The organism is Aeromonas sp. S8(2024), assembly GCF_041403085.1.
GTDB lineage: Bacteria > Pseudomonadota > Gammaproteobacteria > Enterobacterales > Aeromonadaceae > Aeromonas > Aeromonas dhakensis.
Window position 1 is genome coordinate 860,799 of record NZ_JBGLRF010000001.1, and the last position, 25,361, is coordinate 886,159.

Genomic DNA, 25,361 nt, shown 5'->3' on the forward strand with positions numbered 1-25,361 from the left:
ATGTTTGTCACTCCCTGACTTCGCACTCATCAAGACTGGATAGCCTATGCCCCACGCCCCCCTCTCCCCCCGTTTCCTGTTCATCCTGCTCGGCGCCCTGGCAGGCCTGACGCCGCTCGCGGTCGACATGTACCTGCCCGCCATTCCGGCCATCGCCCGGGATCTGGCCACCAGTATCGACGGTGCCCAGCTCACCATCAGCGCCTTCCTCGGCGGCTTTGCCATCGGCCAGCTCTTCTACGGCCCGCTCGCCGACAGCTATGGCCGCAAGCCGGTGATCCTGGCGGGGCTGGTGATGTTTGCCATCGCCTCGGTGGGCTGCGCCATGGCGGACTCCCTGCCCGAGCTGCTGGCCTATCGGATGTTGCAGGCGGCCGGCGGGGCGGCCGGCTCTGTGGTGGTCAATGCGCTGCTGCGCGACCTGTTCGAGAAGGAGGCCTTCTCCCGCGCCATGTCGTTCGTCATTCTGGTGATGACGCTCGCGCCGCTGGTCGCCCCCGTGGTGGGCGGCTACATCAGTGCCCACAGCGACTGGCGAGTGATCTTCTGGCTGCTGATGGGCATCAGCCTGCTCATCTGCCTGGTGATGCAGTGGAAAATTCAGGAAACCCTGAAGCCTGAGCACAAGCAGCCCCTCAACCTCGGTCAGGTGCTGCGCAACTACTGGGGCGTGCTCTCCCATCGCGGCGCCATGGGTTACGTGCTGTGCGGCGCCCTGTCGAGCTCGGGCATGTTCGCCTTTATCAGCGCCTCCCCCTATGTCTACATCGAGTACTTCAAGGTGCCGACCGAGCACTACGGCTGGCTGTTCGGCCTCAACATCCTGCTGATGATGGTGGTCACCTTCGTCAACAGCCGGCTGGTGAAGGGGGTGGGCGCCGAGCGCATGCTGCAATACGGCCTGCTGGTGCTGCCGCTGGCTGGTGCCCTGCTCATCTACAACGCCTGGAGCCAGACCGGCGGCCTGTGGGGCATCGTCATTCCGGTGGTGCTGTTTGTCGGCCACATCAGTCTGGTGGGGGCCAATGCCATGACCGGCCTGATGGGTCACTTCCCGCAGTCCGCGGGCACCGCCTCGGCGCTGGCGGGCACCTTGCGCTTTGGCATCGGCGCCCTGGTGGGGGTGCTGGTCAACCTCAATCCCCCCGAATCGCCGCTGCCCATGGCCATCGCCATCGCCGGCTGCGGATTCGGCTCGGCGCTCTGCTACTGGCTGCTGACCGGCAAGCGCGCCTGAGGGCCCCAAGAATGACCAAGCCCTGTCCATGGACAGGGCTTTTTTGTGTTCGCTTTCGTGTGCGCGGCGGCCCTCAGGGGTCCGGCGAGAGTCCGCTTCGCACCAGGATCTCGCTCTCCAGCCCATCCAGGCTCAGCTGATTCTTCTTGCGCCAGTAGGCCTCAATTCCCTCCCGGCCCTGCCGCTCAGACCAGTTGGCGAGATCTTCCCTGTCCCCCTGGTACTCATACAGAGGCACCGACATGCCGCAGGAGGCCTGGACGCGCGCTATGTCCAGCAGGAAGATCTGGCGGGCCGCGACGCTTGGGGAGAAACGTGCCAAGGACGACGACCACTCTGGGTCACTCCGGTGCAGCACCCGCGCCCGGCCATAGGCCCGCAGGATCAGCGGCGCCCCCTCGAAGGCGCAGAACATCACCGTCATGCGCGGATGTTGCAGCACATGGGCCGCCGACTCGTTGCCGCTGCCGGTCAGGTTGAGCCAGGCCAGGGTGTGGGGGTCAATGACCCTCAGCGAGTCCCCGCCCTTGGGGGAGAGATTGACCGTCCCCTCTGCGGCCGCCGTGCCGACGAAGAAGATCTTCTGTGCCTCGATGAAGGCCACATGGCGCGGCGAGAGCGCCTCGAACAGTTGTCCCATCTTGTCTGTCTCTCCATGATCACCCGCTCAGAACAGGGCGCTGTTGAGCCACAGGTGCGCCCCTATGCCGACCATATAGCCAAGCAGAATGGCGGGCAACCACTTGAGGTGGCCAACGAAGGTATACATGCCCCTCGCCTGCCCCATCAGGGCCACCCCGGCCGCCGAGCCGATGGAGAGCAAACTGCCCCCCACGCCGGTGGTCAGGGTCACCAGCAGCCACTGCCCCGCGCTCATCTGCGGCTCCATGGAGAGGACCCCATACATCACGGGAATGTTGTCGATAAGGGCGGAGAGCAGGCCGATGGCCACGTTGGCCAGGGTCGGATCCCCCTGGTAGAGTAGCTGGGAGGCGAGCGCCAGATAGCCCATGAAGCCGAGCCCGCCGACGCACATCACCACCCCGTAGAAGAAGAGCAGGGTGTCCCACTCCGCCTTGGCTATCTTGTTGAACACGTCGAACGGCACCATTGAGCCCAGGCGCAGCAGCCGGGCCTCGTCGCCGGTGCGCGCGTACAGCGCCCGCTCGCGGGCCAGGGTGACCGGCTGCGTCTTGCGCAGGTAGAAGCCGAAGAACTGCAAATAGCCGAGCCCCATCATCATGCCGAGCACGGGGGGCAGTGCCAGGAAGTGATGGCAGGCGACCGCAGTCACTATGGTGAGCAGGAAGAGCAGCACTATGGTGAAGGCTCCGCGTCTGAGCACCACCCGCTCGTTGATCATGGCGGGGGCATGGCGCGGCACCATCAGGCTCATCAGGGTGGCCGGCACCAGGAAGTTCAGCAGGGCCGGCACGAACAGCAGCAGAAACTGCTCGAAGGGCACCTGACCCGCCTGCCACACCATCAGGGTGGTGATGTCGCCAAAGGGGCTGAAGGCACCGCCCGCATTGGCCGCCACCACGATATTGATGCAGGCCAGGTTGATGAAGCGGCGCTCACCGTTGGCCACATGGAGCACGACGGTGCACATCAGCAGCGCCGTGGTGAGGTTGTCCACCACCGGGGAGATGAAGAAGGCGAGGATCCCCGTCAGCCAGAACAGGGAGCGCAGGCTGAGCCTGGTGCGTACCAGGCGGGCGCGCAGGGCGTCGAACAGCAGCCTGTCCTCCATGGCGTTGACATAGGTCATGGCCACCAGCAAGAAGAGCATCAGCTCGGCGTACGCCAGCAGCGTCTGGCGAAATCCCGCCACCGCCAGCGGGCTCTGCCCCTGCCCGGCATAGACGATGCCGATGACGATCCAGATGATGCCGGCCGCCACCAGCACGGGTTTGGACTTGCGCAGCTTCAGGTACTCCTCCGCCATCACCAGGGCATAGGCCAGGGCGAAGATGGCCAGAGCAAAGAGGCCGGCGCCGGTGTGCGTCATGGGCAGAGGGCCGCCGTCGGCGAGCGCGGGGGCGCAGAAGAGGCCGAGGATGACCGAAGAAAACAGACGTGCAGATCCAGACATGGGGCCCCTCTCTTGGAAACCGTCTGGTTTTGAGGCTGGCAGTGGACAGGGAGGTCACCCCCTGCCCTCTCCCTGCTCGCGCCAGGCCCGGGTGGGCGAACGCTTGCATCAGGGGCACGAGATCAGGCGGCGCTCCTTGCCCCTGCCATCAGGGTTATTTCTTGCCAAACCCCGAGCGTTTGAGGGTGTAGCCGGCACTGTTCTGCCAGGCATCCAGCCCGCTGCGGTTGTTGCCCGCCACCAGGCTCGCGGCCAGGCTCGGGCTGTTGAACAGCTGATCGGCGGTAAAGACGAAGCCCCCTTCGCTGCGCGGGGCCAGGATCCCCTTGCCCAGCAGCTCCTGGCGCAGTTCGATCACTGCCTCGCGCAGGGAAGCCGCATCCTCACCGTTGGCGGTGGAGCCCGCCAGCACCATGAAGCCGGGATTCTGCCGCTTGCCCACCGGATAACCGTGCGCTTCGGCCCCCTTGCCGTTGAAGTGGTAGAGCTCGCGCTCGCCCGGCTTGTTGTCGGAGAGCGCCTTTTGCAGGGTCATCAGCTCGTTGTAAATCTCGATGGGGACCACGGCAGCCTGCTTGGCGCCCTTGCTGTCGACGATAAAACTGACTTGCTTGTGTAACATCCTTGCGCATCCTGTGACCCATGGAGGCCCCTATTCTAACCACCACAGGCGAGCGGGATCCAGCCAGGATCCTCACCTCTTTTGCAGCCTTGATCACTAACTGGCATAGTGGCACTCACCCTGAGGCGAGCCGAGGGCACGTAATGAAAGCCATTGGCCATCAACCGGTTATCCCATGCTGAATCTGCGCAATCTCGGCAAGAGCTTCGATAACGGCAGCGAACGGCTGCCGCTGTTTCACCACCTTGATCTGACCCTGGCGGCCGGCGAGATCACCCTGCTGCTTGGGCAGAGCGGCTGCGGCAAGTCGACCCTGCTCAACCTCATCGCCGGCCTGCTCCCCCCGGATGAGGGGGAGATCTGGCTGGGTAAGACCCGCCTCGACAACCAGTCGGCGGACGAGCGGGCCCGCCTGCGCGGTCGCCACTTCGGCATCGTCTATCAGGACTTCAACCTGCTGCCGACCCTGACCGTGGCCGAGAACCTCGCCCTGCCCCTTGCCATCAACCAGCTTGCCCGCGATGAGACACGCATTGACGGCCTGCTGGAGCGCCTCGATCTGGCCCACAAGCGCCACGCCTGGCCGGAGCAGCTCTCCGGCGGCCAGCGCCAGCGGGTGGCGCTGGCCCGCGCCCTCATTCACCAGCCGAAGTGGCTGCTCGCCGACGAGCCCACCGGCAGTCTCGATGAACACAACGCCGAGCAGGTGATGGCGCTGATGATGGCGGCGGTGCGGGGCACCGGCGCCGGCCTCTTGCTGGTGAGCCACAACCCCGCCTATGGTGCCCTGGCGGATCGGGTGCTGCGCCTTGAAGGGGGCCAGCTGGTCGAGCTCAAGGGGCGCCGCCATGACTGACGCCCGCCACGGAGGGCAGTGATGCTGCCGCTCAAGGCGCTGCTGCGCCTCTATCGCGCTCACCCCTGGCTGCTGTTGATGAGCCTGGTCGGGCTCACCCTGGGGGTCTCTTTGGTGGTGGCCATCGAGCTTTTGAACCACAGCGCCCGCACCAACTTCGTCGCCGCCCGCAGCCAGCTGGCGGGGGAAGCGAACTACCGGCTGGCGCCGGACGGCGGGCTGGACGAGCAGCTCTATGTGACGCTGGTGCGCAGCCAGCCGAATCTCGACGCCATGCCCCAGCTGCACGGCTGGCTGCAAGATGAGCAGGGGCGCAGTTTTCAGCTGCTGGGGATGGATCTGTTCAGCCCAGGCCCCTTGCGCCGGCTGTTTGGCGCCGCACCGGACAATAAGCCCACCTTCTCCCTCACCCGCGCCGACAGCGTCTGGCTGGCCGCCCCCGAGGCCAAGCGCCTTGGCTGGCAAACAGGCCAGAGCCTGCGCTTCGTGCTGGGTGGCGCTGAAGGGGCGCCGCCCCGCCCGCTGACCCTCACCCTGGCCGGCACCTTCGAGCCCGGCGCCGTGCCCATGGAGCGGCTGCTGGTGACCGACATCGGCCTCGCCCAGCCGCTGCTGGGCAAGGAGGGGCGGCTCGATCGCATCGTCTTCAAGCTCAGCGAGGGCGAGGCCAATACCTTGCAAAGAGCCCTGCAGGCGGCCCTGCAATCCTATGCCCCCCATCAGCCCCTCTGGCTTGAGCCCATCAGCCCGGCGCTCGATGCCAGCCAGCTCGGCGATGCGCTGGCGCTGAACCTCACGGCGCTCTCCCTGCTCGCCATGGCGGTGGGACTGTTTTTGGTGTTCAACGCCCAGCGCTTCGTGCAGAGTGTGCGCCGCCCCCAGCTGGCCCAGCTCATCATCCTCGGCATGCCGCCGCGCCGGCTGCTGCGCTGGCTGACCCTGGAGATCCTGATCCTCGCCAGCATCGGCACCCTGCTCGGGCTGCTGCTGGGGAGCCTGTTGGCCCTCGCCCTGATGGGGCAGCTCACCCAGGCACTGGCCGATCTCTATGGCCCCAACCCCATCGATCTGCTGCGCCTCTCCCCGACGAGCCTTGGCAAGGCGCTGGTCATTGGCCTTCTGGGCACGCTCGCCGCCAACCTGCCCGGCTGGTGGCAACTGCTGCGCCAATCCCCCCTTGAGCTGCGAGAAGGCAACAGCCGCCCGCCGGCTCATCCCTGGCAACGTCGGGGGCTCGCCATCGCCATCTTGCTGCTCTGCGCCCTGTGTCTATGGCGGCCAGAAACCGGGCTGGGCGGCGCCCTCTTCGTGGCCGGCGGCTGGCTGCTGGCCATGGCGCTCGCCCTGCCCGATGTGCTGCGCGCCGTGCTGGGCCGGCTGCGCCGACGCGAGCGCGGCCCCCTCAGCGCCCGGCTCGGGGTGGCCGAAACCCTCTATCACCTGGATCGCACCGCCATCGCGGTGATGGCGCTGCAACTGGCCATCGCCGCGGCCATCGGCATCGGGGTCATGGTGTCGAGCTTTCGCTCGAGCGTGGAGATCTGGCTCGGCCAGCGCCTGGCCGCCGATCTCTACGTCACCGCCCCCAAGGGGGTGGCCGGCAGCAAGGGCGCCCTGAGCGAGCAGACCCTCAACACCATCCTCGCCGCGCCAGACGTACGCGCCGCCTCGCGCCGCTCGGTGCACCCGGCCCGCTGGCAGGGGCAGCCCATCGAGTGGGCGCAGATGGACTTTATTCCCGAGCTCAAAGCCGCCTATCCGCTGCTGGCCGGACGCTGGCCCGCCACCCCCGACGAGGTGCTGGCGAGCGAGCCGCTGACAGTGCGCCTCGGGGTCAAGGTGGGACAGAGCCTCGAGGTGAGCGGCGAGCAGGGGCCACGCACGCTCACCGTCACCGGCGTCTATCAGGATTACGGCAGCGACAAGGGGCAGATACTGCACGCCTTCGAAGGGGGCAAGGTGCTATCCCTCGCCCTCTTCAGCCAGCACCCGGAACGCCTCGCCGATCGCCTGCGGGCACAGTTTGGCGAGGGGGTGAACCTGTTGCCCGCCCCCGCCATCCAGGCCGCGGCGCTGAAGGTGTTCGACCAGACCTTCGTGGTGACCGAGCTATTGAAATTGCTGATCCTCGGCATCGCCTTCGTTGGCATCGGCTCGGCCTTTATGGTACTGGGACTGGCCCGGCGCGGCGAGTTGCAGACCCTGCAAAGCCTTGGCTTGAGCCCGCGCCACTGCCGCCGGCTGCTGGTGTGGCAAGGGGCGGGTCTCGGGCTGCTCACCGCGCTGTTGGCCCTGCCGGTGGGCTATGGCCTTGCCTGGGTGCTGATTGAGGTGGTCAACCCCCGCGCCTTCGGCTGGCGGCTGGCCTTCGAGGCCGCCCCCCTGCACGCCGTCACGGCGCTTCTGCTCGCCCCCATCTGTGGCGCGCTCGCCTCCTGGTACGCCGCAAGGAGAGTGATATGAAATATTGGTTGGCGCACTGGCTCAGCCATGGCTTGAGGTTCCCATTGACCAGATCTCTGTCACCGCCCTTGATTCAGCGCAAAGAAGCGCACAGAGCTGCCGCGAACCATCCCCTCTCCCTTCGGGAGAGGGCCAGGGTGAGTGGAATCTTGTCCTCTTTACGGTCCCTGTGGCACGCAGCCCCCTTGATCCCGCTTGTTGCCATAAGCGGCCAAGCGCAGGCCAGCGATCTGGGGAGCATCCTCGGCGGCGGCAACGATCACTTCAAAAAGGCCCTGCCGGGCCAGTCCATCCGCCTGCCCACGGATCACGCTGCCCACCCCGACTACCGCTCGGAGTGGTGGTATCTCACCGGCAACCTGAAAGACGAGCAGGGGCGCGGCTACGGCATGCAGTGGACCCTGTTTCGCCAAGGCATCGAGCAGGAGATAACATCCGACAACCCCTGGCTCACTCCCCAGCTCTGGCTGGCCCAGTTCGCCATCACGGATTTGAGCAAAGGCAGCCACCAGCAGGATGAGCGCACCAGCCGCCAGGGGCCTGGGCTGGCCGGTGCCAGCGGTGGTCAGTATTGGCTGAAAGAGTGGGTGCTGGCCTCTCTAGGAAAATCACTCTTTCCCGCCACCCTCAAGGTGCAGAGCAAGGCGGGGGATCTTGATTTACAGGTGAGGGCCGCCAAGCCGGCGGTGCTGCAGGGCAAAGCGGGTTACAGCGAGAAGAGCCCGGGCAACGCCTCCTTCTACTACTCCTACCCGCGCCTGACCATCAGCGGCACCTTGACCCTGGATGGCGAGACCCGCAACGTCAGTGGTGAGGGCTGGTTTGATCACGAGTGGAGCAGCTCGGTATTGGCCGAGTGGCAATCGGGCTGGGACTGGTTTTCGCTGCAATTTGAGGATGGCCGCGAGTTGATGCTGTTTCGCCTGCGCACCAAATCGGGCCGCGCCAATCCAGAAAACAAGCCGGAGAACCGCTACGGCATCCTGATTGAACGGGACGGCAGCAGCCGGGTGCTAAGCCCAGATCACATCCGCCTTACCCCCGGCAAAACCTGGCGCGGCCCCAAGGGGCAAGACTACCCCGTCGAGTGGCAACTTAAGGCCGGAGATCTCAACCTTCGCATCCAGGCGCGCCAGCCCAATCAGGCCATGACGGGGCGCTTTGACTACTGGGAAGGGGCCGTATCCGTCTCGGGAGACGCCAAGGGCGTTGGCTATCTGGAGATGACGGGGTATTGATCACCAACATTTGAGCGGCCGCCTCAGCTGTCACATTCTTATCCATCTGCACGTTCCCATTCTGACTGTCCTCGTCAAAATCTGACCGCCATCAAGATTTCATTCAAATCCCACGGATCGGCTGTGTTTTTACTCAACAGGAACGGTCGGCCTTTGATAGGCTACTCATCCGGCCCCCCGAGCCTCAACGGTAGCCAGGGAGCGTCTATGGTTCGTACTTATTCAATTTGGTTAACAGCAGTACTCTGGGAGCTGTAACCCTGAGCGAGGGCTATTATATTATCTGACAAGAAAAACAATAAATATATACTGAATGGACGAAAGTTACTTAGTTTAGCAATACTTCTGCTAAATATAGGATGCGGCAGGAGCAAATATTTATATATTCGTTAGAATAAAGTTGTATCTGCATGCCTTAGTATAGTGAGATTTTAAATGACAAATGAAGATGTTCGAAAAATAAAAATGCAACTCCACAAAAACAATGAAGCAATTAAAACCGTAAGGGATGAATTAAAACCAAGAAAACCACGAACCTCGGTTAGATTCAATAATAGAGAGATTGTTGTTAGAAAGCCCAAGGTTGTCGCCGACTTACCGAGTAAAGTTGTGCTAACTGATTCGACTTGGCAATATGTAGAAATATATCTTCGTTCGGAGGGCCAAGATGATGCACTTTTTTACTGGGAGCAAGCTAGAAACTTTTATGAATCCACTAAGACTCTTAGCTTAGTATCTAAGCCTCTAACAGCATACTACTGTTTTCTCAATGCAACCAAAGCCCTACTAGAGGTGAAAAATGTTGGTTATGATTTGAGTCATGGTGTAACTGGAAAACGAGAAGATGGGCACATAAGACTTCAAAATGAGATCGTTAAGTTTCAACCAGCAGGTGTTGTTTCGGGATTAGGCATTTATTTAGGAGAGAACGTCCCTGCTGGAGGCCAAGAGTATACACTTAAAGACATATTTTACAATCTCCCATACATTCATCGCGCATTTACAATAACATATAAGAACATGGCTGAGTTATTTATTCCAATAATGGAGCCAAGATTTGTTTTTGACAAGCACCAAAACAAAGGTTGGTTGGAGATAAAGTTAGAGAAAGAGCATTCTAACCGTAGAACACTTAGACGCCTTCAAGGATATAGCTTAGACCCAATATATGATAATAGCGTTTCATATACTTTAAGACGGAATAAAAAATTCGATTGGATCGTAAATAGAGGCATTCCTAATGAGGCAAGTGTTAATGCTCTTCAGATTTATCACAAAAACAGAAGAAAAGAACTTCGTTACATTTTCAGCCCTAATTCATTGTGGTATGTAAAAAGAAAGGATTTGCAAAACAACATCATTGACAAGAGCACATTGACATTAACAATTGGAGCTATGCATCGTTTAAGTGAGCTATCCCGATATAACCCTCAGACACTAAGCAAGCACCTTGAAAAAGATGGCAGTTGGCTAATAACTGAATTTATAAATAAATCTATATATCAATTCATTGACCAAATCTCATCCGAAATTACGGGGAATGATTTTCGGGTAACTGGCTTCAGGGATTAGCCATGCATACGATAAGCATTTCAAATAAACCATCAAAAATAACCTTTAAAAAGCTGAATCCTATATTGATGATGCTGAATTTAGGTTTGGTACATTACAAGTCTGTTAATCGAGCATTACTAGTTAAAGCCTGAGGTTCTCACCAACCCAATCAACTAACATAACTCCCCGTCAGAACTTGTTCTGCCGGGGCTTTCTTTATCTCGCCGCCTGATCCACCAGATAAAGGATGCTGTGATAGGGAATGCCGGCGTGCTGGCTGAGCCCCATTTCGCAGGTGCGGCTGTTGCTGAAACCCTGACGGCAATCGCTGGGCACCTGGGCTGGCAGGCTGGCAAGCGCCGCGGCGTTGAGCTCCGGGGTCATCAGCCCCTTGTCGCCGGCAAAGCCGCAGCACTGGATATGCTCAGGGATTATCACCTCACGGGCGCAGGCGCGGGCCACCGCCAGCATGGTCTCCCCCAGCCCCATGCGCCGGCTGCTGCAGGTGATATGGAGCATCACTGTCTCATCGATGGGGGTCAGCTCAAGGTGGGGCAGCAGGTGTTCCAGCACAAAGGTAGCGGGCTCAAACACCCGAAGGCCCTTGCCGAGCGCCCCCGGCAGCAGTCGCTGCACGCAGGGGCTGGTATCGAGCAGCACGGGCCAGCGCCCCTGCTCGCTTGCCTGCCACAGCGCCGCCACCAGCTCACTGCGCTTGGCGGCAGCCACCTCGACCATCCCCTTGCTGTCATAGGGCATGCCGCAGCAGAGCCCCTCAACTCTCACCGGCACTATCACCCGGCAACCCGCCTTCTTGAGCAGGGATAACACCACGTCCGGCAGTGACGGGGCATCCTCCTGCTGGCCGAATACCCGGCTGGCGCACGACGGCAGATAGACCACGGCGCGCTCGATGGATCCATCATTGCTCCCCTCCCCTTGCGACCACCGGTAGCGGCTCGGCCCCGGCAGGGTCGGCAACCAGGCGGGTGTGCGCTGGCCGCTGATGTTGCGTGCCCCGTTCACCAGCCCTGCCAGCGCTTTTTCTCCCAACAGCTTGCCAGCAATGGCTTTGAGGCCGAGGGCCCCACGGGCCGTACGGGTAACGCCAGCGAAGTGATCGGCGCTCCAGCGGGCGATGGGCACGAAGCGCTGGTACTTGTCAGTGCGCAGCTTCTTGATGAGCGCTCCGGTGTTGATGCCGACCGGGCAGCGATCGGCGCACAGCCCGGTGGCGGCACAGGTTTCAATGCCCTGATAGTCAAACAGCCGGGCCAGCTGGTTGGAGGGCTCATCGGCACGATTGCGGCGGGCCAGTTCGCGGTAAAGCACGATGCGCTGGCGCGGCGACAGTGACAAGGTGCGCGAGGGGCAGACCGCCTCGCAAAAGCCGCATTCGATGCACGGATCGACGATGGCATCGCTCGCCGGCATGGGCTTGAGGTGGGCCAGGTGGGCCTTGGGGTCGTCGTTAATGATGACGCCGGGATTGAGCAGGTTATCGGGATCGATCAGCGCCTTGATGCGCCGCATCAGCGCCATCCCCTCCGGCCCCCATTCCAGCTCCACATAGGGGGCCATGTTGCGGCCGGTGCCGTGCTCGGCCTTGAGGGACCCGCCAAAACGCACGGCGACCAGCTCGGCCACCGCATCCATAAAGGCGCCGTAGCGGGCCACCTGGGCCGGATCGTCGAACCCCTGGGTAAAGACGAAGTGCAGGTTTCCCTCCAGCGCGTGGCCGAAGATGATGGCCTCGTGATACTCAAACTCGTCGAACAGTTGCTGCAGCCCCGCCACCCCCTCTGCCAGACGTTCGATGGGAAAGGCGACATCCTCGATGATGACGGTGGTGCCTGTGGTGCGCACCGCCCCCACCGCTGGGAATAGCCCCTTGCGAATGGCCCACAGGCCGGCACTATCGGTGGTAAAGGGTACAGAGGCGACCTGAGCGAACTCGGCCGCCATGGCCGTCACCTGCTCGCAGCGATCCACCAGCTCCTCTTTCGATTCCCCATGCACCTCGACAAGCAGGGCGCAGGCAGCCAGATCCAGCGTCTTGATAAAGTCCGGCAGGCCGGGCTTGCCAGCCACCGAGCGCAGGGATCGCCCATCCATCAGCTCCACCGCCGCCACCGGCGCACTTTTCAGGCGCGAGGTGGCCAGACACGCCTGCTCGGCGTCCCGAAACACCAGCAGGGCCGAGGCCTTGTGGGGGTATTCGGGCACGGTATCGAGCACCACCTCGGCGATAAAGCCGAGGGTCCCCTCCGAGCCAATCATCAGGTGGGTGAGGATATCGATGGGATCCTCATGGTCGAGCAGGGCGTTGATGGCGTAGCCGGTGGTGTTCTTGAGCCGGTACTTGTGGCGAATGTTGGCGGCAAGCTCGGTATTGGCCAGCACCTCGGCACGCAGGGCGGCGAGCCCGGCCAGCAGCTCCGGGCGCCTGGCCGCAAAGGCGGCACGGCTGTGGGGATCACCGCTCTCCAGCACAGTGCCATCTGCCAGCAGCAGGGTCATGGCGTGCAATGTGTGATAGCTGTTGTGGGCGGTGCCGCAGCACATGCCGCTCGCGTTGTTGGCGGCGATGCCGCCGAGCTTGCAGGCGTTGATGGAGGCGGGATCCGGCCCAATCTTGCGCCCCAGAGGCGCCAGATAGCGGTTGGCATCGGCGCCGATCACCCCGGGTTGCAGGGCGATGCGGGCCCCCTCGTCCAGAATGCGGTGGCCGCGCCAGCTGTCGGTCAGGGTGATGAGCACCGAATTGCTCAGGGCCTGGCCCGAGAGGCTGGTGCCGGCGGCGCGAAAAGTGCACGGCAGGCTCAATTCGCGGCACACCGCCAGCACGAAGCGCACCTCATCCAAAGAATCGAGGCGCACGATGCGCTCGGGCACCAGCCGGTAGAAGCTGGCGTCCGTGCCGTGGGCGAGGCGCAAATCCGGGTCGCTCACCAGCCGCTCCGGCGGGATGCGCGCGAGCACGGCGGCGTCAAACTGGTTCCAACGCATCAGCAATCCTCCACCAGCACTACCAGCAGGCGGCTCGGGCCGTGGGCGCCGTAGGCCAGGGTCTGCTGGATATCGGCGGTCTTGGAGGGGCCGGAAACCAGCAGCAGGTTGGTGGGCATGGCCTGCTGCCAGCGCCCGGCCGCCACCAGCCCCGCCAGGTTGTCGGCGATGGTGGAGGCCGCCAGCAGGGCGATATGGCAGGGTGGCACCAGGGATAGGGTGCGCGGCTCGCCGCCATCGGGCAGCAACACCAGGGTGCCGGTATCGGCGATGGCCCCCGCGCAGTGGGTGATGCCCGCCTGACAAACGTCAAACAGCTCGTCCTTCCAGCCGGCGAACTCACCAGAGGGGGTCAACACCGAGCGCCCGGCGCAGGCGACCGCAACCGCCGCATGCCAACGGGCACCCTGGCCACAGGCCAGGCTCGTCACGCCTTCTTCATCCAGCCAAGCGGTCAGCTCCCGGGCCAGGGTTGCCTCCTTGACGGTGAGGATCTCGGCGTGGCTGACGCTGATCCCGGCAAGAAATCGCTCGCGCCGCGCCTGTTCATCCTCCCCGCGCCAGGGCTGCCAGGCGTGCGGTGCGTGGGCAATGGGGGTGGCGGCGCCGCGCAGGCGGTTCAAGATAGCCTCTTTGCTCGACATATCAGGACTCCTTCTTCTTCTGGCGCAGCAGGGCGTGCAGGCTCTGGGGGGCGGGTTTGGGGGCTTCGCGGCATTGGGTCCAGGGGCCCAGATGTTTAGGGATAAGCCCACGCAGGCGACCGGCGACACCGGTCGCGGCGTGATAGAGGCGCGGGTGGGTGGCGGCAAAGGCAAAACCCTGCATGGCAAGCGTCTCGAGCCGGCTCTTGGCCGCCCCCTGCCCCGCCAGCGGTTCGTGGCCGGGTTCTGCGTCGTGCTTGGCCTCCCGGCGCAGGCGCTGCAACAGGTCGGGAATGGGGATGCGCACCGGGCACACCTCGCCGCAGGCGCCGCACAGGCTCGAGGCGGTCACCAGATCGCTCGTGCTTTCCAGCCCCAGCAGGTGGGGGGAGACTATCTTGCCGATGGGGCCCGGGTAGATGGTGCCGTAGGCGTGGCCACCGATGCGGGTGTAGACCGGGCAGTGGTTCATGCAGGCGCCGCAGCGGATGCACTGCAAGGTCTTGCGCAGCTCTTCGTCCCGGTAGGCCTGACTGCGGCCGTTGTCGAGCAGCACCAGGTGCACCTCGTCCGGGCCATCCAGCTCCCCTGCCCGGCGCGGGCCGCTGATGACGTTGAAGTAGGTGGTGATGGCCTGGCCGGTGGCCGAACGGGTCAGGGCGCTGTAAAGCGGCGGCACATCGGATAAAAATTCCACTACCTTCTCAATGCCGGTGATGGCCACGTGCACTTTCGGCACCGTGGTGCACATGCGCCCGTTGCCCTCGTTCTCGACGAGGCACAGGCTGCCGGTTTCGGCCACCGCGAAGTTGACGCCGGAGAGCCCCATGCCGGCGCGGCGAAACTCTTCGCGCAGGGCCCGCCGCCCGGTCTGGATCAGGGCGTCCACGTCGGTGGTGGGGGTGAAGCCTTCCAGGTTGCTTGCGAAGGTGTCGCTCACCTCCTGCTTGTTCTTGTGGATGGCGGGCATGATGATGTGGGACGGGGTATCGCCGTCGAGCTGGACGATAAACTCCCCCATGTCGCTCTCAAGGCAACGGATGCCGTGGCGCGCCATCTCGTGGTTGAACCCCACCTCCTCGCTCACCATGGACTTGCCCTTGACGATGGAACTCACCCCATGTTGCTGGGCGATCCCCAGAATGATGGCGTTGGCCTCGGCCGGCGTCTGGGCCCAGTGCACCCGGATGCCGTTGCGCTCGCAGTTGGTTTCGAGCTGCTCCAGCAGTTCCGGCAGGCGCGAGAGGCAGCGCTGGCGAATTTGCTCAGCCGCATCGCGCACCGCCGCTTCTTCCTGCGGGTCAGAGAAGGCATCCCGCCGCTTGCCGCGCAGGTAATCCATGGCGCCGCGAAAGTTCTGGCGCAGCACGGGGTCGGCCAGGGCCGCCTCGGCCTGGGGGTGGAAGCGGCGCGGCGAATACTTGGCGTGATCACTCATGATGGGCCCCCTGTTTTTGCGCTTGTAAGCCCTGAGCCACCGGCTCGCTATGGGCGAGCAGGAAGCTCGCCAGATGGGTGGCGGGGAGCGTCTTGCCCTGATACGCCAGGGATCCCTTGATGTTCAAGAGGCACCCCCAGTCAGCACTCACCAGGGTATTGGCGCCGGTGGCCAGCAGGTGGCGGGTCTTGTCCTCCACCATGGCTTGGCTGATGTGGGGATGGCGCACCGAGAAGGTGCCGCCAAAGCCGCAGCACTCGCTCTCGTAGGCCTGCTCATGCAAAGTAACCCCCTCGAGCTGCCCCAGCAGGCTGCTGGCCGTGGTGTGCACCTGCATCTCGCGCCGGGCCGAGCAGGAGGTGTGCATGACGATGCTTGCCCTCCCCACCCCATGCCAACGCACCCGGCAGACCCGGACCAGAAACTCGGTGAGCTCGAACACCCGCTCGCAAAACGCCGCCACCTCGGGGCGCTCCGGGAAGAGGCGCGCATAGTGGTGGTGCATCATGCCGCCGCAGGAGCCCGACAGCACCACCACCGGCCAGGGCTCGGGGAAGAGCGCCATCTGGCTTTGCGCCACCTGGCGCGCCTCCTCCTCGTGACCCGAGGTGTAGGCCGGCTGGCCACAGCAGGTCTGTTTCTCGACAAAGTGCACCCTTATCCCTTCCCGCTCGAGCAGAGCGATGGCATCGAGCCCCGCCACCGGGTCGAACAGATCCACCAGACAGGTGGCGTAGAGATAGACATCGGCCGGCTTGGCCGGATAGACCCGCATTACCTTCATCACTTGCTCTCCTTTACTTCAACTGCAGCAGTGCGTCCGAGACGTGGAAGCTGTACATGAGCGCCAGCCCGATAAGGCCGGTGGCCAGCAGGTAGTAGAGGGTTGGCAGCGCCGTCTTGCGCAGCGTCGCCCCCTCGCGACCGAGCAGCCCCACGGTGGCCGAGGCCGCCACCACGTTGTGAATGGCAATCATGTTGCCGGCCGCCGCGCCCACCGCCTGCAGCGCCAGCATGGCGGCGGTGGAGACCCCCAGGGTCTGCGCCACCTCGAACTGAAACTGGCTGAACATCATGTTCGACACCGTGTTGGAGCCGGCGATAAAGGCCCCCAGCGCGCCTATGGTGGCGCTGAGCGCCGGGAAAAACTCCCCGACGAGCCCGGCGGCAAAGTTGGCGGTGGTCACCGGCATGCTGGCAAGATCCGCTCCGTTGACGCCGGAGTTGATGAAGATGCGCACCATGGGCACGGTGAAGATGAGCACGAAGCCGGCGCCAATCAGGGTGCGGCTTGACTCGCTCACGGCGCGGCCGAGGGGCGCCAGGGCGCGGGCCTGAATGAGGGTGGCAAGCAGGGCGCAGAACACCAGCAGGCCCCCCGGCAGGTAGAGCGGTTCAATGGAGGCGCTGACCCCCTTCTCCCCCAGCAGATCCGTGAAGGCGAGGCTCACCGACAGGAGGCTCGCCTTGAACTCCGGGCTCACCCGGCTCGCCACCAGCAGGAGCGCCAGCGCCACATAGGGGAGCCAGGCCAGCAGCAGGGACATGGGGCGGCCGGCGGCCTCTTTGAGATCGAGCTTGAGGGATCCCAGCCACTCGGCGGGCCACTCCTGCTCGGGAGCAAAATCCCAGCTGTTTTTTGGCACCAGAAAACCGGCCCGCGCCGCCGTCACCACCAGGGCCAGTCCCACCAGGCCGCCAATGAGGGACGGGAACTCGGGGCCAAGCAGCATGCCGGTCAGAGCGTAGGGTACGGTGAAGGCGAGCCCAGCGAAAATCGCGAACGGCAGGATGGATAGCCCCTCGGTCCAGCTGCGGTTGCGGCCGAAGAAGCGGGTCAACATCATCACCATCAGCACCGGCATCAGGGTACCGACGGTGGCGTGGATGAGGGCCACGTTGGTGGTCACCTGCTGCAGGTAGATGTCCCAGCTGCTGCCACCGGCGCTCAGGGTGTGGCCGATGGCCTGGTTATCCAGCCCCTTGTTGATCCCCACCAGGATGGGGGTGCCCACCGCACCGAAGGATACCGGAGTGGACTGGATCATCATGCCAAGCAGCACGGCGGCGAGCGCCGGGAAGCCGATGGCCACCAGCAGGGGGGCGGCGATGGCGGCCGGGGTGCCAAACCCCGAGGCTCCCTCGATAAAGGCGCCGAAGCACCAGGCGATGATGATGGCCTGGATGCGCCGGTCTGGCGAGATGTTGGTGAAACCGCCGCGAATGGCGGTGATGGCACCTGTGTGTTTCAGGGTGTTGAGCATCAGGATGGCGCCGAACACGATCCAGAGTACGGTCACCGTGATGATGAGCCCCTGCAGGCTGGAGGCGAGCACCCGGGTCGGGCTCATCTGCCAGCCCCACAGGGCAATGAATACGGTCAGGAAAAAGGCGATGGGCATGGCGCGCTTGGCGGGCCAGTTGAGGCCGACCAGCAGCACGGCGGCCACCACGATCGGCGAGAAGGCCACCAGGGCCAACAGGGTGTCTGTCATCATTGCGTCCTTGTCCGAGCGGTGCAGAGGCGCACCTTGTTGTTGTTTTGTTAAGCGGACGTGACCTTACCCTGTTCTTTTTTCGCGATATATGGAAATAATGAACAACATTCGTTCCAAAAATCGATAAATATGGCCAGTACCGACGACCTCATTCTCTTCGCCCAGGTGGTGGAAGCAGGCTCCTTCAGCAAGGTGGCCGAGCAAAATTCCCTGACAAATTCAGTGGTTAGCAAACGGATCGGGCGCCTGGAGGAAGAGCTCGGGGTGCAGCTGCTCTATCGCACCACCCGCCGACTCACCCTGAGCGAGGCGGGCAAGGAGCTCTATCAGGGTGCCAAAAATGTGAAGGCCGCCGCACTGGACGCCTTCGATGCGGTGGCGGGATTTGGTGAAAAGGTGAGCGGCCATGTGCGGATGTCGGTGCCCACCATCTCCGGCGAGCTGCTGCTGGCCGACGCCGTGGCCGATTTTTGCCAGCAACACCCGGGGCTCACGGTGGAGATGTCGCTGGAGAATCGCTTCGTCAACCTGGTGGAAGAGGGGTTCGACCTGGTCATTCGCACCGGCTATCTGGATGATTCGAGCCTGATTGCCCGCCACATTCTCGACTCCCAGTGGGTGATCTGCGCCGCGCCCGCCTACGTGCGCCGCTTCGGGGCGCCGCGCGAGCCGTCGGATTTGCTCACCCACAACTGCCTGCGCTACGCCTATCAGAGCACGGGGGCCTCGGAGTGGGCCTTCAAGGGGGAAGAGGGCAACTATCTGCTGTCGGTGTCGGGCAGTTTTTGCACCGACAACGCGGGGGCCCTGCGCAAGGCGGCGCTGGGGGGGCGCGGCATCGTCTATGTGCCGCGCTGCCTGGTCTATCACGATCTGATGAATGGCGAGCTGGTGGATCTCTTCCCCGATCAGGTAGGCAAGAAGCTCGGCATCTACGCCGTCTACCCCTTTACCCGCCAGCCGCCACGCAAGATCCGGCTGCTGATCGAGCATATCCGCCAGCGCTACCTCGATATCGCCCACTACTTCGGCTAGCGAGGATGGCGGTCATCCTATGTCAACGCGGGGCTTTTTGAGTCGGGCGGCAGCGTTACCTAACATGGCCTCCCCTTCAGCGCGCTGGCTCAAGCCACCAGGGTCGCCTCAAGCAGGCGGTTGGCGCCGGCTCAGACGGGTTGGGCGGTGAGAAAGGCCAGCGACTGGCGGTTGAAGTGCTCGGGCCGCTCCACATTGCAGACGTGGCCGCAGCCGTCGATGATCTCGAGCCGGCTGTAGGGGTCGCGCGCCACCTGCTCGCGCACCGGCGCCAGGAACATGTGATCCTCCTCCCCCATCACATAGAGGGTGGGAATGGGCAGAGCACGTTCCTTGAAATAACGCATAAGAGGGTTCACCTCGGTGGCGAGGCGAAACCAGCGCTTGAACTCTTTTTGGCACAATTTGCGCGCCTCGCGCACGAACAGGTTGCGCGACTCCTGATGGTGCTGGCGCGGCATGATGATGAAGGCAAACAGCCGGTAGAGCCACATGTAGGGCAGGATGTGCTGGCCAAGGCGGCCGAGCTGCACCAACACCCGCGAGCGGATGTCGAGGCGCAAAATGGCGCCGCCCAGCACCATGCTCTTGACCCGCTCGGGGCAAAGCTCCGCCAGATGGCGAATGAGGATGGTGCCAAGGGAGATGCCGACGAAGTGGGCGCGGCGAATGTTGAGGTGATCGAGCAGTTGCAGGATATCCTCGGTCACCGCCCGGAAGCTGTAGTGACCCTTGATCACCTGCTGCAGCTTGTGGGACTGGCCGTGGCCGCGCAAGTCCAGCAGCAGCACGTTGAAGTGTTCGCGATAGGCGCGCAGCTGCTTGAACCAGATGGAGGAGCTACCGCCCGCCCCGTGTACGAATACTACCCAATCCCGCTCGGGACCCAGCTCGAAGGTCTTGTGATACAGCATCTTGCGACTCCCTCATCGACGGCATTGGGGTATAGTAGGCGCGCATCTTAGCAGATTTTTTCACCCGACTAATACGTTTGCACCGCAAGCAGCCAGGAGCATGACCATGGAGTTGACCCGTTTGAGATCCTTTCTGCTGACCCTGCCGGGCGCTCAGGAGGATACCCCCTTCGGCCCAGAGATCCTGGTCTATCGCATCGCCGGCAAGATGTTTGCCCTGCTGGACTGGCAGGCCGAACCGCTGCGGCTGAACCTCAAGTGCGAACCCGAGCTGGCCCTGCTGCTGCGCGAACTCCACCCCGAGGTCAAACCGGGCTGGCATATGAACAAGCAACACTGGAACACGGTCACCTTCAGCGATGACCTGGCCGACGATCTCTGGCAGGGCTGGGTGCATCACTCCTACGAGCGGGTGGTGGCCGGTTTGCCCAAGGCCAAGCGCCCGCAGGCACCCCAGCGATGAGCCCCGCCATGGCGGCAGAGCCCAGGCTCGTCCGGCTGAACGAGCAGCACATCCCCGCCCTTTGCACCCTGTTCGAGCAGTCGGTGCGAAGGATAGGCCCGCAGCACTACAGCCCGGAGCAGGTGGAGCAGTGGGCCCTCGGCGCCCATCATCCCGGCTTTGTCGGCCAGTTGCGTGAGCACCACGGCTGGGTGCTGGAGCAAAGCGGCGAGCCGCTCGGTTTCGTCACCCTGAGCCAGGATGGCCACCTCAGCCTGCTCTATGTGAGCGCCGATCACCCGCGCCTTGGCTATGGCGGCCTGCTGCTGGCCGCGGCCCTCGCCGAGGCGCAACGACTCGGACTCAAACAGCTGACGACGGAGGCCAGCGCCTTCAGCTATGGGCTATTTTTACGGTATGGCTTTGAGCTGACCGGATTGGAGAGCGTGGAGCGCGGCGGCGTCGGTTTTATCCGTTATCGCCTGCACTGTCGCTTGCCAAGCTAGGTCCAGCCACTAAAATACGCACAGTTTTTCCGTATTGTTGAGGATTGAGGCCGCCATGGTTGTAGAAAGCGAAGGCTATATCGCCCTGATTGAGTATCTGGTGGAGAGTCTGGGACTGTTTGAAACCCAGCAACAGAGCAGTGGTGAACAGACCATCGAAGATCTGGTGAGCAGCCGGGTGGCCGGCAACCTGATGGCCATCTGCGAGCAGAATCCGCAGCTCGATCCCAAGTTGCGCTTCGTGATCATGCAGGAAGCCGATGCGGTGGTGGCCGATCTGGAAGAGGTGCTCTCCGCCGTCTGGCTGCGCGCCCCGACCCCGGAGCAGAAAGCCTTCCTCGAAGAGTTCATCGATCTCATCAAGAACCTGTTTGACGGCGCCATCAGCTGAGCGCCGTGGCGAACGCCGGCGTCGCCACTCCCTCACCATTTTTCGCACCGCAGATAATGAAAAGGGCCGCCTTCATTGGCAGCCCTGCTTGCTAGCATTTCAACTCATCAAGTTTTTCAATGACTTTTATGAATTTCGAGGCAAGAAATGTGTCTGGTCTTGGCCGCCGTCCATGGTGGCTACCAAGTTGGGCAAGCCTGGTTCGAATAAGTTCCTCTCCATGACACATTTTTTTATGATTTTTTTCACTCTCCTGACAAAGCCCGATAAAAAGGCCGCAAAGGCGGCCTTTTTCTTTTCACAAACAATGACGAGTCACAGATGCCCGTCATCTTCACCTAGCGGTTGAGGCTCGGTGGCAGGCAGACGCCGATGCCACCCAGACCGCAATACCCGTCCGGATTTTTCTCCAGATATTGCTGATGGTAATCCTCGGCGTAATAGAAGGGGGCCAGCGGCAGAATGCGGGTGGTGATGGCGCGGCCGTCGCCGCTGGCCAGCATCGCCTGCTGATAGGCGGCCAGACTCTGCTGGGCGATGGCCTCCTGGGTGTCATCCCCGAAGAAGATGACGGAGCGGTACTGGGTGCCGATGTCGCCGCCCTGGCGCATCCCCTGGGCCGGATCGTGCTGCTCCCAGAACAGCTTGAGCAGATCGCCGTAACTGATCACCTTGGGATCAAACACCACCTGCACCGTCTCGGCATGACCGGTCAATCCGCTGCACACCTCCTTGTAGGTGGGATTCTGGGTCACCCCACCCTGATAACCGGCAGCGGTGGAGTAGACCCCTGGCTGTTGCCAGAACAGGCGCTCCACGCCCCAGAAGCAGCCCATGCCAAACCAGGCCACCGCCATCCCTTCAGGCCAGGGGCCCTGAGTCGGGTGACCATTGACCGCATGCTGCTGGCCAATCACCATCGCCTCGCGGCGTCCCGGCAGTGCGTCTGCCGGCGAAATAATCTGTTCCATGCACCCTGTCCTTGTATAAAAACCTGTGCAACCGCACAGCTGACGAAAAGGAATATCGAAGATAACAGTTTATGGGCCGGGATCAACCTGAGGCGCACCGCCACACCGCTGACGCCTTGCCCCGCCTGGTATCGCCACCGTTCGACCTGCCTGACCACCGCGATGACAAAATCATGCCAAATCAATATTTAATCTTGATTTGTGCATTTATTTTCATATATTGAGCCCATTGCTGTTTTTTTATGGAAGAAGCCTCAAGTGCGTGAACGCGAACCCAGCCTGGTCTATGCCTTTCGGCAGTCAACCCCCTACGTCAATGTGCACAGAGGTGCCACCTTCGTGCTGATGATGGGGGGGGAAGCCCTCTGCCACCCCAATTTTGCCAACATCGTCAGCGACATCGCCCTGCTGCAGACCTTGGGCATTCGCCTGGTACTGGTGTTCGGCTCCCGTCCGCAAAACGACGAGGCGCTGGCCCGCGCCGGCATCGAGGCCCAGTACCACAAGCGCATCCGGGTCACCGATGACGCGAGCTTCGCCATCATCAAGCAGGTGTGCGGCGGCTTGCAGTACGACATCACGGCCCAGCTCTCCATGGGGCTCGCCAACACACCGATGCAGGGTGCCCGCATCAGCGTGGTGAGCGGCAACTTCGTCACCGCCCAGCCGCTCGGGGTGGATGACGGTATCGATTTTTGCCACAGCGGCCGGGTACGCCGCATCGACGTGGAGGGGATCACCCGCCAGCTGGATCAGAAGAGCCTGGTGCTCATCTCCCCCATCGGCTGCTCGGTCACCGGCGAGAGCTTCAACCTGAGCTCGGAAGAGGTGGCCCGCCGGGTGGCGGTGGATTTGAAAGCGGACAAACTCATCTGTTTCAGCAGCACCCAGGGGGTGATGGACCGCCACGGCGAGGCCATCTCCGAGCTCTTCCCCGAACAGGCCGAAGAGCTGCTGGTGGAGCTGGAGCAGGCGGGGGAAGAGATGTCCGGCACCGCCCGCTACCTGCGCGCGGCGATCGCCTCCTGCCGCGGCGGCGTGCCTCGCTCCCATCTGGTGAGCTATCAGGATGACGGCGCCATGCTGCAGGAGCTGTTCAGCCGTGACGGCCTCGGCACCCAGATCGTGCGGGAAAGCGCCGAGCAGGCGCGCGCCGCCACCATCGAGGACATCGGCGGCATCCTGGATCTCATCCGCCCGCTGGAGGAGGAAGGCATTCTGGTACGCCGCTCCCGCGAGCAGTTGGAGATGGAAATAGACAAGTTCACCATCATAGAGCGCGACGGCCTCATCATCGGCTGCGCGGCGCTCTACTGCTTCATGGAAGAGGCGATGGCGGAGATGGCCTGCGTCGCCATCCACCCCGACTACCGCAACTCCAACCGGGGGGATCAGCTGGTGGCCAAGGTGGCCGAGCGGGCCAAACGGCTCGGCATCCGCCGCCTGTTCGTGCTCACCACCCGCTCCATCCACTGGTTCCGGGAGCGGGGCTTCGATCCGCTGGAGGTGGAAGATCTGCCGGTGGCGCGCCAGCGCCTCTACAACTGGCAGCGCCGCTCCAAGGTTTTGTCAAAGACAATCGTATAACCCATTGATTTTGCGTTGGCTTGGCTGACTTTTTGAACTTTTTCACAAACTCGATTGACAGTGCAATCCAACGCAAGGTATTTCTAAATGCACTCCACCGCCCTGGTGGAGCCAGAAGAGGAGCGCTGCCCAGGCAGCCCGAGGGAGGACACCAGTGTCCGGTGAACTTGGGTCAGGGGGAGCAGCGCCGAGACATCTGAGGCAACTGGATACCTCAGTGTCGGCTGCGGGGGCTGAATCCCCCGGGTTGTCATCGGTAGTGGTCATCCCCCACCGCGCCCCGTCAGAGGCGGGTACGGGATGGGCTCTGCGGGTGGAGTGCTTCTGGCCGGGATAGTTTCGATCATTCCTGCCATTTTCAGCCTCCTCCTCTCTTTTTGCCCGATGGAACCGGATTTTCATATTAAGACAGGAGTAAGCAATGAGCCCGATCAATGTCGCCAAGTTTGGCGGAACCAGCGTCGCCAACGCGGCAGCCATGAACAACTGTGCCGATGTGGTGCTGGCCAACCCGGCCACCCGGGTGGTGGTACTGAGCGCCAGCGCCGGCGTCACCAACCTGCTGGTGGCACTGGCCCAGGGCGATCTGGACGAGGCGGGCCAGGAGGCGCAACTGACCAGACTGAGCGAGATCCAGCAGGCCATTCTGGCCGACCTTGGCCACCCGGGCGACGTGAGTGCCCAGATCCACGACCAGCTCGACGAGATCCGCACCATGGCGCGCCAGGCCCATCTGCGTACCGATGCCGAGCTGGCTGACAGGCTCATCGCCTGCGGCGAGCTGATGTCTACCCGCCTCTTTACCGAGCTGCTGCGCCAGCGCGGCGTCAAAGCCCGCTGGCAGGATGTGCGCCAGCTGCTGCGCACCGACAGCCGTTTTGGCAAGGCGAGCGTGGATCTGGCCGCCACCCGTGACCTCTGCCAGCAGACGCTGGGCCCCCTGCTTGGCGACAGCCTCATCATCACCCAGGGCTTTATCGGTGCCGACGGCGATGGCCGCACCACCACCCTGGGCCGCGGCGGCTCCGACTACAGCGCGGCCCTCCTGGCCGAGGCGCTCGATGCCGGCTCCATCGAGATCTGGACCGACGTGCCCGGCATCTACACCACGGATCCGCGCCTGGTTACCCGCGCCCGCCCCATCCCCGAAATCAGCTTCGTGGAGGCGGCCGAGATGGCCACCTTCGGCGCCAAGGTGCTGCACCCGGCCACCTTGCAGCCGGCGGTACGCCGCGACATTCCGGTGTTTGTCGGCTCTGCCAAGGATCCGGCCGCCGGCGGTACCTGGATCCGCGCCAGCACCCGCACCAATCCGCTGTTTCGCGCCGTGGCCCTGCGCCGCAACCAGGTGCTGGTGACCCTGCACAGCCTCAACATGTTCCACGCCTACGGTTTCCTGGCCGAGGTGTTTGGCATCCTGGCCCGCCATCGCATCTCGGTGGATCTCATCACCACCTCCGAGGTGAGCGTGTCGCTGACCCTGGATCACACCGGCAGCCAGAGCAACGGCGAACCCATCCTCAATGACAAGGTGCTGGCGGAGCTCGGCCAGCTGTGCAAGGTGCAGGTGGAGACAGGGCTGGCGCTGGTGGCGCTCATCGGCAACCGGATGAGCGAGGCGGTCGGGGTGGGCAGTCAGGTCTTTGACGCCATTCGCGAACACAACATTCGCATGATCTGTTACGGCGCCAGCGCCCACAACCTCTGCTTTTTGGTCAAGGAGGACGAGGCGGGCCACATCGTCAACCGCCTCCATCAGGAGCTGCTCGACTAAGGGGCAGACAGCTCGCCAGGATCAACAGAGGGGCCGCCGGGCCCCTCTTTTTATATAGGGTGATTTTGGGATGAGAGAGTCGAGCGC

21 protein-coding genes and 1 riboswitch are annotated in these 25,361 nt (G+C 63.0%); of the genes, 11 read left to right on the plus strand and 10 right to left on the minus strand.

Annotated features, from left to right (window positions below; translation table 11 throughout):
- Nucleotides 1–46: 46 nt before the first annotated feature.
- Nucleotides 47–1,237 carry a Bcr/CflA family multidrug efflux MFS transporter gene (locus tag ACB031_RS03680; RefSeq protein WP_005302014.1) on the plus strand — a complete coding sequence of 397 codons (1,191 nt, stop codon included), beginning with the start codon at nt 47–49 and terminating at the stop codon, nt 1,235–1,237.
- A gap of 73 nt (nt 1,238–1,310) precedes the next feature.
- Here the strand turns inward: ACB031_RS03680 and ACB031_RS03685 are convergent, their stop codons facing one another.
- The 3 genes from ACB031_RS03685 to ACB031_RS03695 all read right to left on the minus strand — a co-directional run bounded on the left by ACB031_RS03685 (nt 1,311) and on the right by ACB031_RS03695 (nt 3,954).
- On the minus strand, nt 1,311–1,877 hold the full coding sequence (locus ACB031_RS03685) for a pyridoxamine 5'-phosphate oxidase family protein (protein ID WP_216973006.1): 567 nt from the start codon (nt 1,875–1,877) through the stop codon (nt 1,311–1,313).
- Nucleotides 1,878–1,904: 27 nt separating this feature from the next.
- A complete protein-coding gene (gene nhaD, locus ACB031_RS03690) occupies nt 1,905–3,332 on the minus strand; it encodes a sodium:proton antiporter NhaD (protein WP_371139030.1) in 1,428 nt (475 codons plus the stop codon).
- A 154-nt stretch (nt 3,333–3,486) separates the two neighbouring features.
- Nucleotides 3,487–3,954, minus strand: a complete 468-nt coding sequence (locus tag ACB031_RS03695) for a DUF4357 domain-containing protein (RefSeq protein WP_005302024.1) — start codon at nt 3,952–3,954, stop codon at nt 3,487–3,489.
- Between the two features lie 175 nt (nt 3,955–4,129).
- Here ACB031_RS03695 and ACB031_RS03700 point away from each other — a divergent pair, with 175 nt between their 5' ends.
- From ACB031_RS03700 to ACB031_RS03715, 4 genes are all read left to right on the plus strand, one after another.
- Nucleotides 4,130–4,810: an ABC transporter ATP-binding protein gene (locus tag ACB031_RS03700; RefSeq protein ID WP_139724102.1), complete on the plus strand. Its 681-nt coding sequence runs from the start codon at nt 4,130–4,132 to the stop codon at nt 4,808–4,810.
- A 21-nt stretch (nt 4,811–4,831) separates the two neighbouring features.
- Nucleotides 4,832–7,273 carry an FtsX-like permease family protein gene (locus tag ACB031_RS03705; RefSeq protein ID WP_371139031.1) on the plus strand — a complete coding sequence of 814 codons (2,442 nt, stop codon included), beginning with the start codon at nt 4,832–4,834 and terminating at the stop codon, nt 7,271–7,273.
- 185 nt (nt 7,274–7,458) lie between these two features.
- Nucleotides 7,459–8,511 carry a lipocalin-like domain-containing protein gene (locus ACB031_RS03710; protein ID WP_371139032.1) on the plus strand — a complete coding sequence of 351 codons (1,053 nt, stop codon included), beginning with the start codon at nt 7,459–7,461 and terminating at the stop codon, nt 8,509–8,511.
- A gap of 435 nt (nt 8,512–8,946) precedes the next feature.
- Nucleotides 8,947–10,083 carry a YaaC family protein gene (locus tag ACB031_RS03715; RefSeq protein WP_371139033.1) on the plus strand — a complete coding sequence of 379 codons (1,137 nt, stop codon included), beginning with the start codon at nt 8,947–8,949 and terminating at the stop codon, nt 10,081–10,083.
- 198 nt (nt 10,084–10,281) lie between these two features.
- On the opposite strand, the gene ACB031_RS03720 is transcribed toward ACB031_RS03715, so the two are convergent.
- From ACB031_RS03720 to ACB031_RS03740, 5 genes are read right to left on the minus strand one after another with little or no spacing between them, the layout of a single operon-like run.
- A complete protein-coding gene (locus tag ACB031_RS03720) occupies nt 10,282–13,074 on the minus strand; it encodes an FAD-binding and (Fe-S)-binding domain-containing protein (protein WP_371139034.1) in 2,793 nt (930 codons plus the stop codon).
- On the minus strand, nt 13,074–13,718 hold the full coding sequence (locus ACB031_RS03725) for a lactate utilization protein C (RefSeq protein WP_371139035.1): 645 nt from the start codon (nt 13,716–13,718) through the stop codon (nt 13,074–13,076). The genes ACB031_RS03720 and ACB031_RS03725 overlap by 1 nt, the downstream gene beginning before the upstream one ends.
- 1 nt (nt 13,719) lies before the next feature.
- Nucleotides 13,720–15,156: a LutB/LldF family L-lactate oxidation iron-sulfur protein gene (locus ACB031_RS03730; protein WP_371139036.1), complete on the minus strand. Its 1,437-nt coding sequence runs from the start codon at nt 15,154–15,156 to the stop codon at nt 13,720–13,722.
- The gene (locus ACB031_RS03735; protein WP_371139119.1) at nt 15,149–15,940 is read right to left on the minus strand and encodes a (Fe-S)-binding protein; all 792 of its coding nucleotides are present in this window, start codon (nt 15,938–15,940) and stop codon (nt 15,149–15,151) included. Before ACB031_RS03735 ends, ACB031_RS03730 begins: the two co-directional genes overlap by 8 nt.
- Before the next feature lie 13 nt (nt 15,941–15,953).
- On the minus strand, nt 15,954–17,651 hold the full coding sequence (locus tag ACB031_RS03740) for an L-lactate permease (RefSeq protein WP_279463716.1): 1,698 nt from the start codon (nt 17,649–17,651) through the stop codon (nt 15,954–15,956).
- Nucleotides 17,652–17,711: 60 nt separating this feature from the next.
- On the opposite strand from ACB031_RS03740, the gene ACB031_RS03745 reads away from it, so the two are divergent.
- Nucleotides 17,712–18,689, plus strand: coding sequence for a LysR family transcriptional regulator (locus ACB031_RS03745; RefSeq protein ID WP_081588796.1), 978 nt, complete (start codon nt 17,712–17,714; stop codon nt 18,687–18,689).
- 131 nt (nt 18,690–18,820) lie between these two features.
- On the opposite strand, the gene ACB031_RS03750 is transcribed toward ACB031_RS03745, so the two are convergent.
- A complete protein-coding gene (locus ACB031_RS03750; RefSeq protein WP_010633685.1) occupies nt 18,821–19,603 on the minus strand; it encodes an alpha/beta fold hydrolase in 783 nt (260 codons plus the stop codon).
- A gap of 106 nt (nt 19,604–19,709) precedes the next feature.
- On the opposite strand from ACB031_RS03750, the gene ACB031_RS03755 reads away from it, so the two are divergent.
- The 3 genes from ACB031_RS03755 to ACB031_RS03765 are packed head-to-tail and all read left to right on the plus strand — an operon-like array spanning nt 19,710 to nt 20,942.
- Entirely contained in the window at nt 19,710–20,066 is a 357-nt protein-coding gene (locus ACB031_RS03755) for an MmcQ/YjbR family DNA-binding protein (protein ID WP_005302071.1), read from the plus strand.
- Nucleotides 20,063–20,551: a GNAT family N-acetyltransferase gene (locus tag ACB031_RS03760; RefSeq protein ID WP_017764254.1), complete on the plus strand. Its 489-nt coding sequence runs from the start codon at nt 20,063–20,065 to the stop codon at nt 20,549–20,551. The genes ACB031_RS03755 and ACB031_RS03760 overlap by 4 nt, the downstream gene beginning before the upstream one ends.
- A gap of 55 nt (nt 20,552–20,606) precedes the next feature.
- Nucleotides 20,607–20,942, plus strand: a complete 336-nt coding sequence (locus ACB031_RS03765) for a DUF3802 family protein (RefSeq protein WP_005302076.1) — start codon at nt 20,607–20,609, stop codon at nt 20,940–20,942.
- A gap of 338 nt (nt 20,943–21,280) precedes the next feature.
- Here ACB031_RS03765 and msrA read toward each other — a convergent pair whose 3' ends face one another.
- Nucleotides 21,281–21,913, minus strand: coding sequence for a peptide-methionine (S)-S-oxide reductase MsrA (msrA, locus tag ACB031_RS03770; RefSeq protein WP_005302079.1), 633 nt, complete (start codon nt 21,911–21,913; stop codon nt 21,281–21,283).
- Nucleotides 21,914–22,171: 258 nt separating this feature from the next.
- Here msrA and argA point away from each other — a divergent pair, with 258 nt between their 5' ends.
- Complete coding sequence (gene argA / locus ACB031_RS03775) at nt 22,172–23,500, plus strand: amino-acid N-acetyltransferase (RefSeq protein ID WP_005302082.1); 1,329 nt, start codon at nt 22,172–22,174, stop codon at nt 23,498–23,500.
- A gap of 107 nt (nt 23,501–23,607) precedes the next feature.
- Nucleotides 23,608–23,832, plus strand: a riboswitch (Lysine riboswitch).
- Between the two features lie 89 nt (nt 23,833–23,921).
- Nucleotides 23,922–25,274: a lysine-sensitive aspartokinase 3 gene (gene lysC, locus ACB031_RS03780; protein WP_017786787.1), complete on the plus strand. Its 1,353-nt coding sequence runs from the start codon at nt 23,922–23,924 to the stop codon at nt 25,272–25,274.
- The last annotated feature ends 87 nt before the right edge of the window (nt 25,275–25,361 follow it).

Bases quoted from the DNA above. Each gene is read 5' to 3' on its own strand.
- ACB031_RS03765 (WP_005302076.1), top strand. From the start codon at position 20,607: ATGGTTGTAGAAAGCGAAGGCTATATCGCCCTGATTGAGTATCTGGTG.
- ACB031_RS03735 (WP_371139119.1), bottom strand. From the start codon at position 15,940: ATGAAGGTAATGCGGGTCTATCCGGCCAAGCCGGCCGATGTCTATCTC.
- ACB031_RS03750 (WP_010633685.1), bottom strand. From the start codon at position 19,603: ATGCTGTATCACAAGACCTTCGAGCTGGGTCCCGAGCGGGATTGGGTA.
- msrA (WP_005302079.1), bottom strand. From the start codon at position 21,913: ATGGAACAGATTATTTCGCCGGCAGACGCACTGCCGGGACGCCGCGAG.
- ACB031_RS03685 (WP_216973006.1), bottom strand. From the start codon at position 1,877: ATGGGACAACTGTTCGAGGCGCTCTCGCCGCGCCATGTGGCCTTCATC.
- ACB031_RS03730 (WP_371139036.1), bottom strand. From the start codon at position 15,156: ATGAGTGATCACGCCAAGTATTCGCCGCGCCGCTTCCACCCCCAGGCC.
- lysC (WP_017786787.1), top strand. From the start codon at position 23,922: ATGAGCCCGATCAATGTCGCCAAGTTTGGCGGAACCAGCGTCGCCAAC.
- ACB031_RS03680 (WP_005302014.1), top strand. From the start codon at position 47: ATGCCCCACGCCCCCCTCTCCCCCCGTTTCCTGTTCATCCTGCTCGGC.
- ACB031_RS03700 (WP_139724102.1), top strand. From the start codon at position 4,130: ATGCTGAATCTGCGCAATCTCGGCAAGAGCTTCGATAACGGCAGCGAA.
- ACB031_RS03740 (WP_279463716.1), bottom strand. From the start codon at position 17,651: ATGACAGACACCCTGTTGGCCCTGGTGGCCTTCTCGCCGATCGTGGTG.
- ACB031_RS03725 (WP_371139035.1), bottom strand. From the start codon at position 13,718: ATGTCGAGCAAAGAGGCTATCTTGAACCGCCTGCGCGGCGCCGCCACC.
- nhaD (WP_371139030.1), bottom strand. From the start codon at position 3,332: ATGTCTGGATCTGCACGTCTGTTTTCTTCGGTCATCCTCGGCCTCTTC.
- ACB031_RS03760 (WP_017764254.1), top strand. From the start codon at position 20,063: ATGAGCCCCGCCATGGCGGCAGAGCCCAGGCTCGTCCGGCTGAACGAG.
- ACB031_RS03705 (WP_371139031.1), top strand. From the start codon at position 4,832: ATGCTGCCGCTCAAGGCGCTGCTGCGCCTCTATCGCGCTCACCCCTGG.
- ACB031_RS03715 (WP_371139033.1), top strand. From the start codon at position 8,947: ATGACAAATGAAGATGTTCGAAAAATAAAAATGCAACTCCACAAAAAC.
- ACB031_RS03695 (WP_005302024.1), bottom strand. From the start codon at position 3,954: ATGTTACACAAGCAAGTCAGTTTTATCGTCGACAGCAAGGGCGCCAAG.
- ACB031_RS03755 (WP_005302071.1), top strand. From the start codon at position 19,710: ATGGAGTTGACCCGTTTGAGATCCTTTCTGCTGACCCTGCCGGGCGCT.
- ACB031_RS03720 (WP_371139034.1), bottom strand. From the start codon at position 13,074: ATGCGTTGGAACCAGTTTGACGCCGCCGTGCTCGCGCGCATCCCGCCG.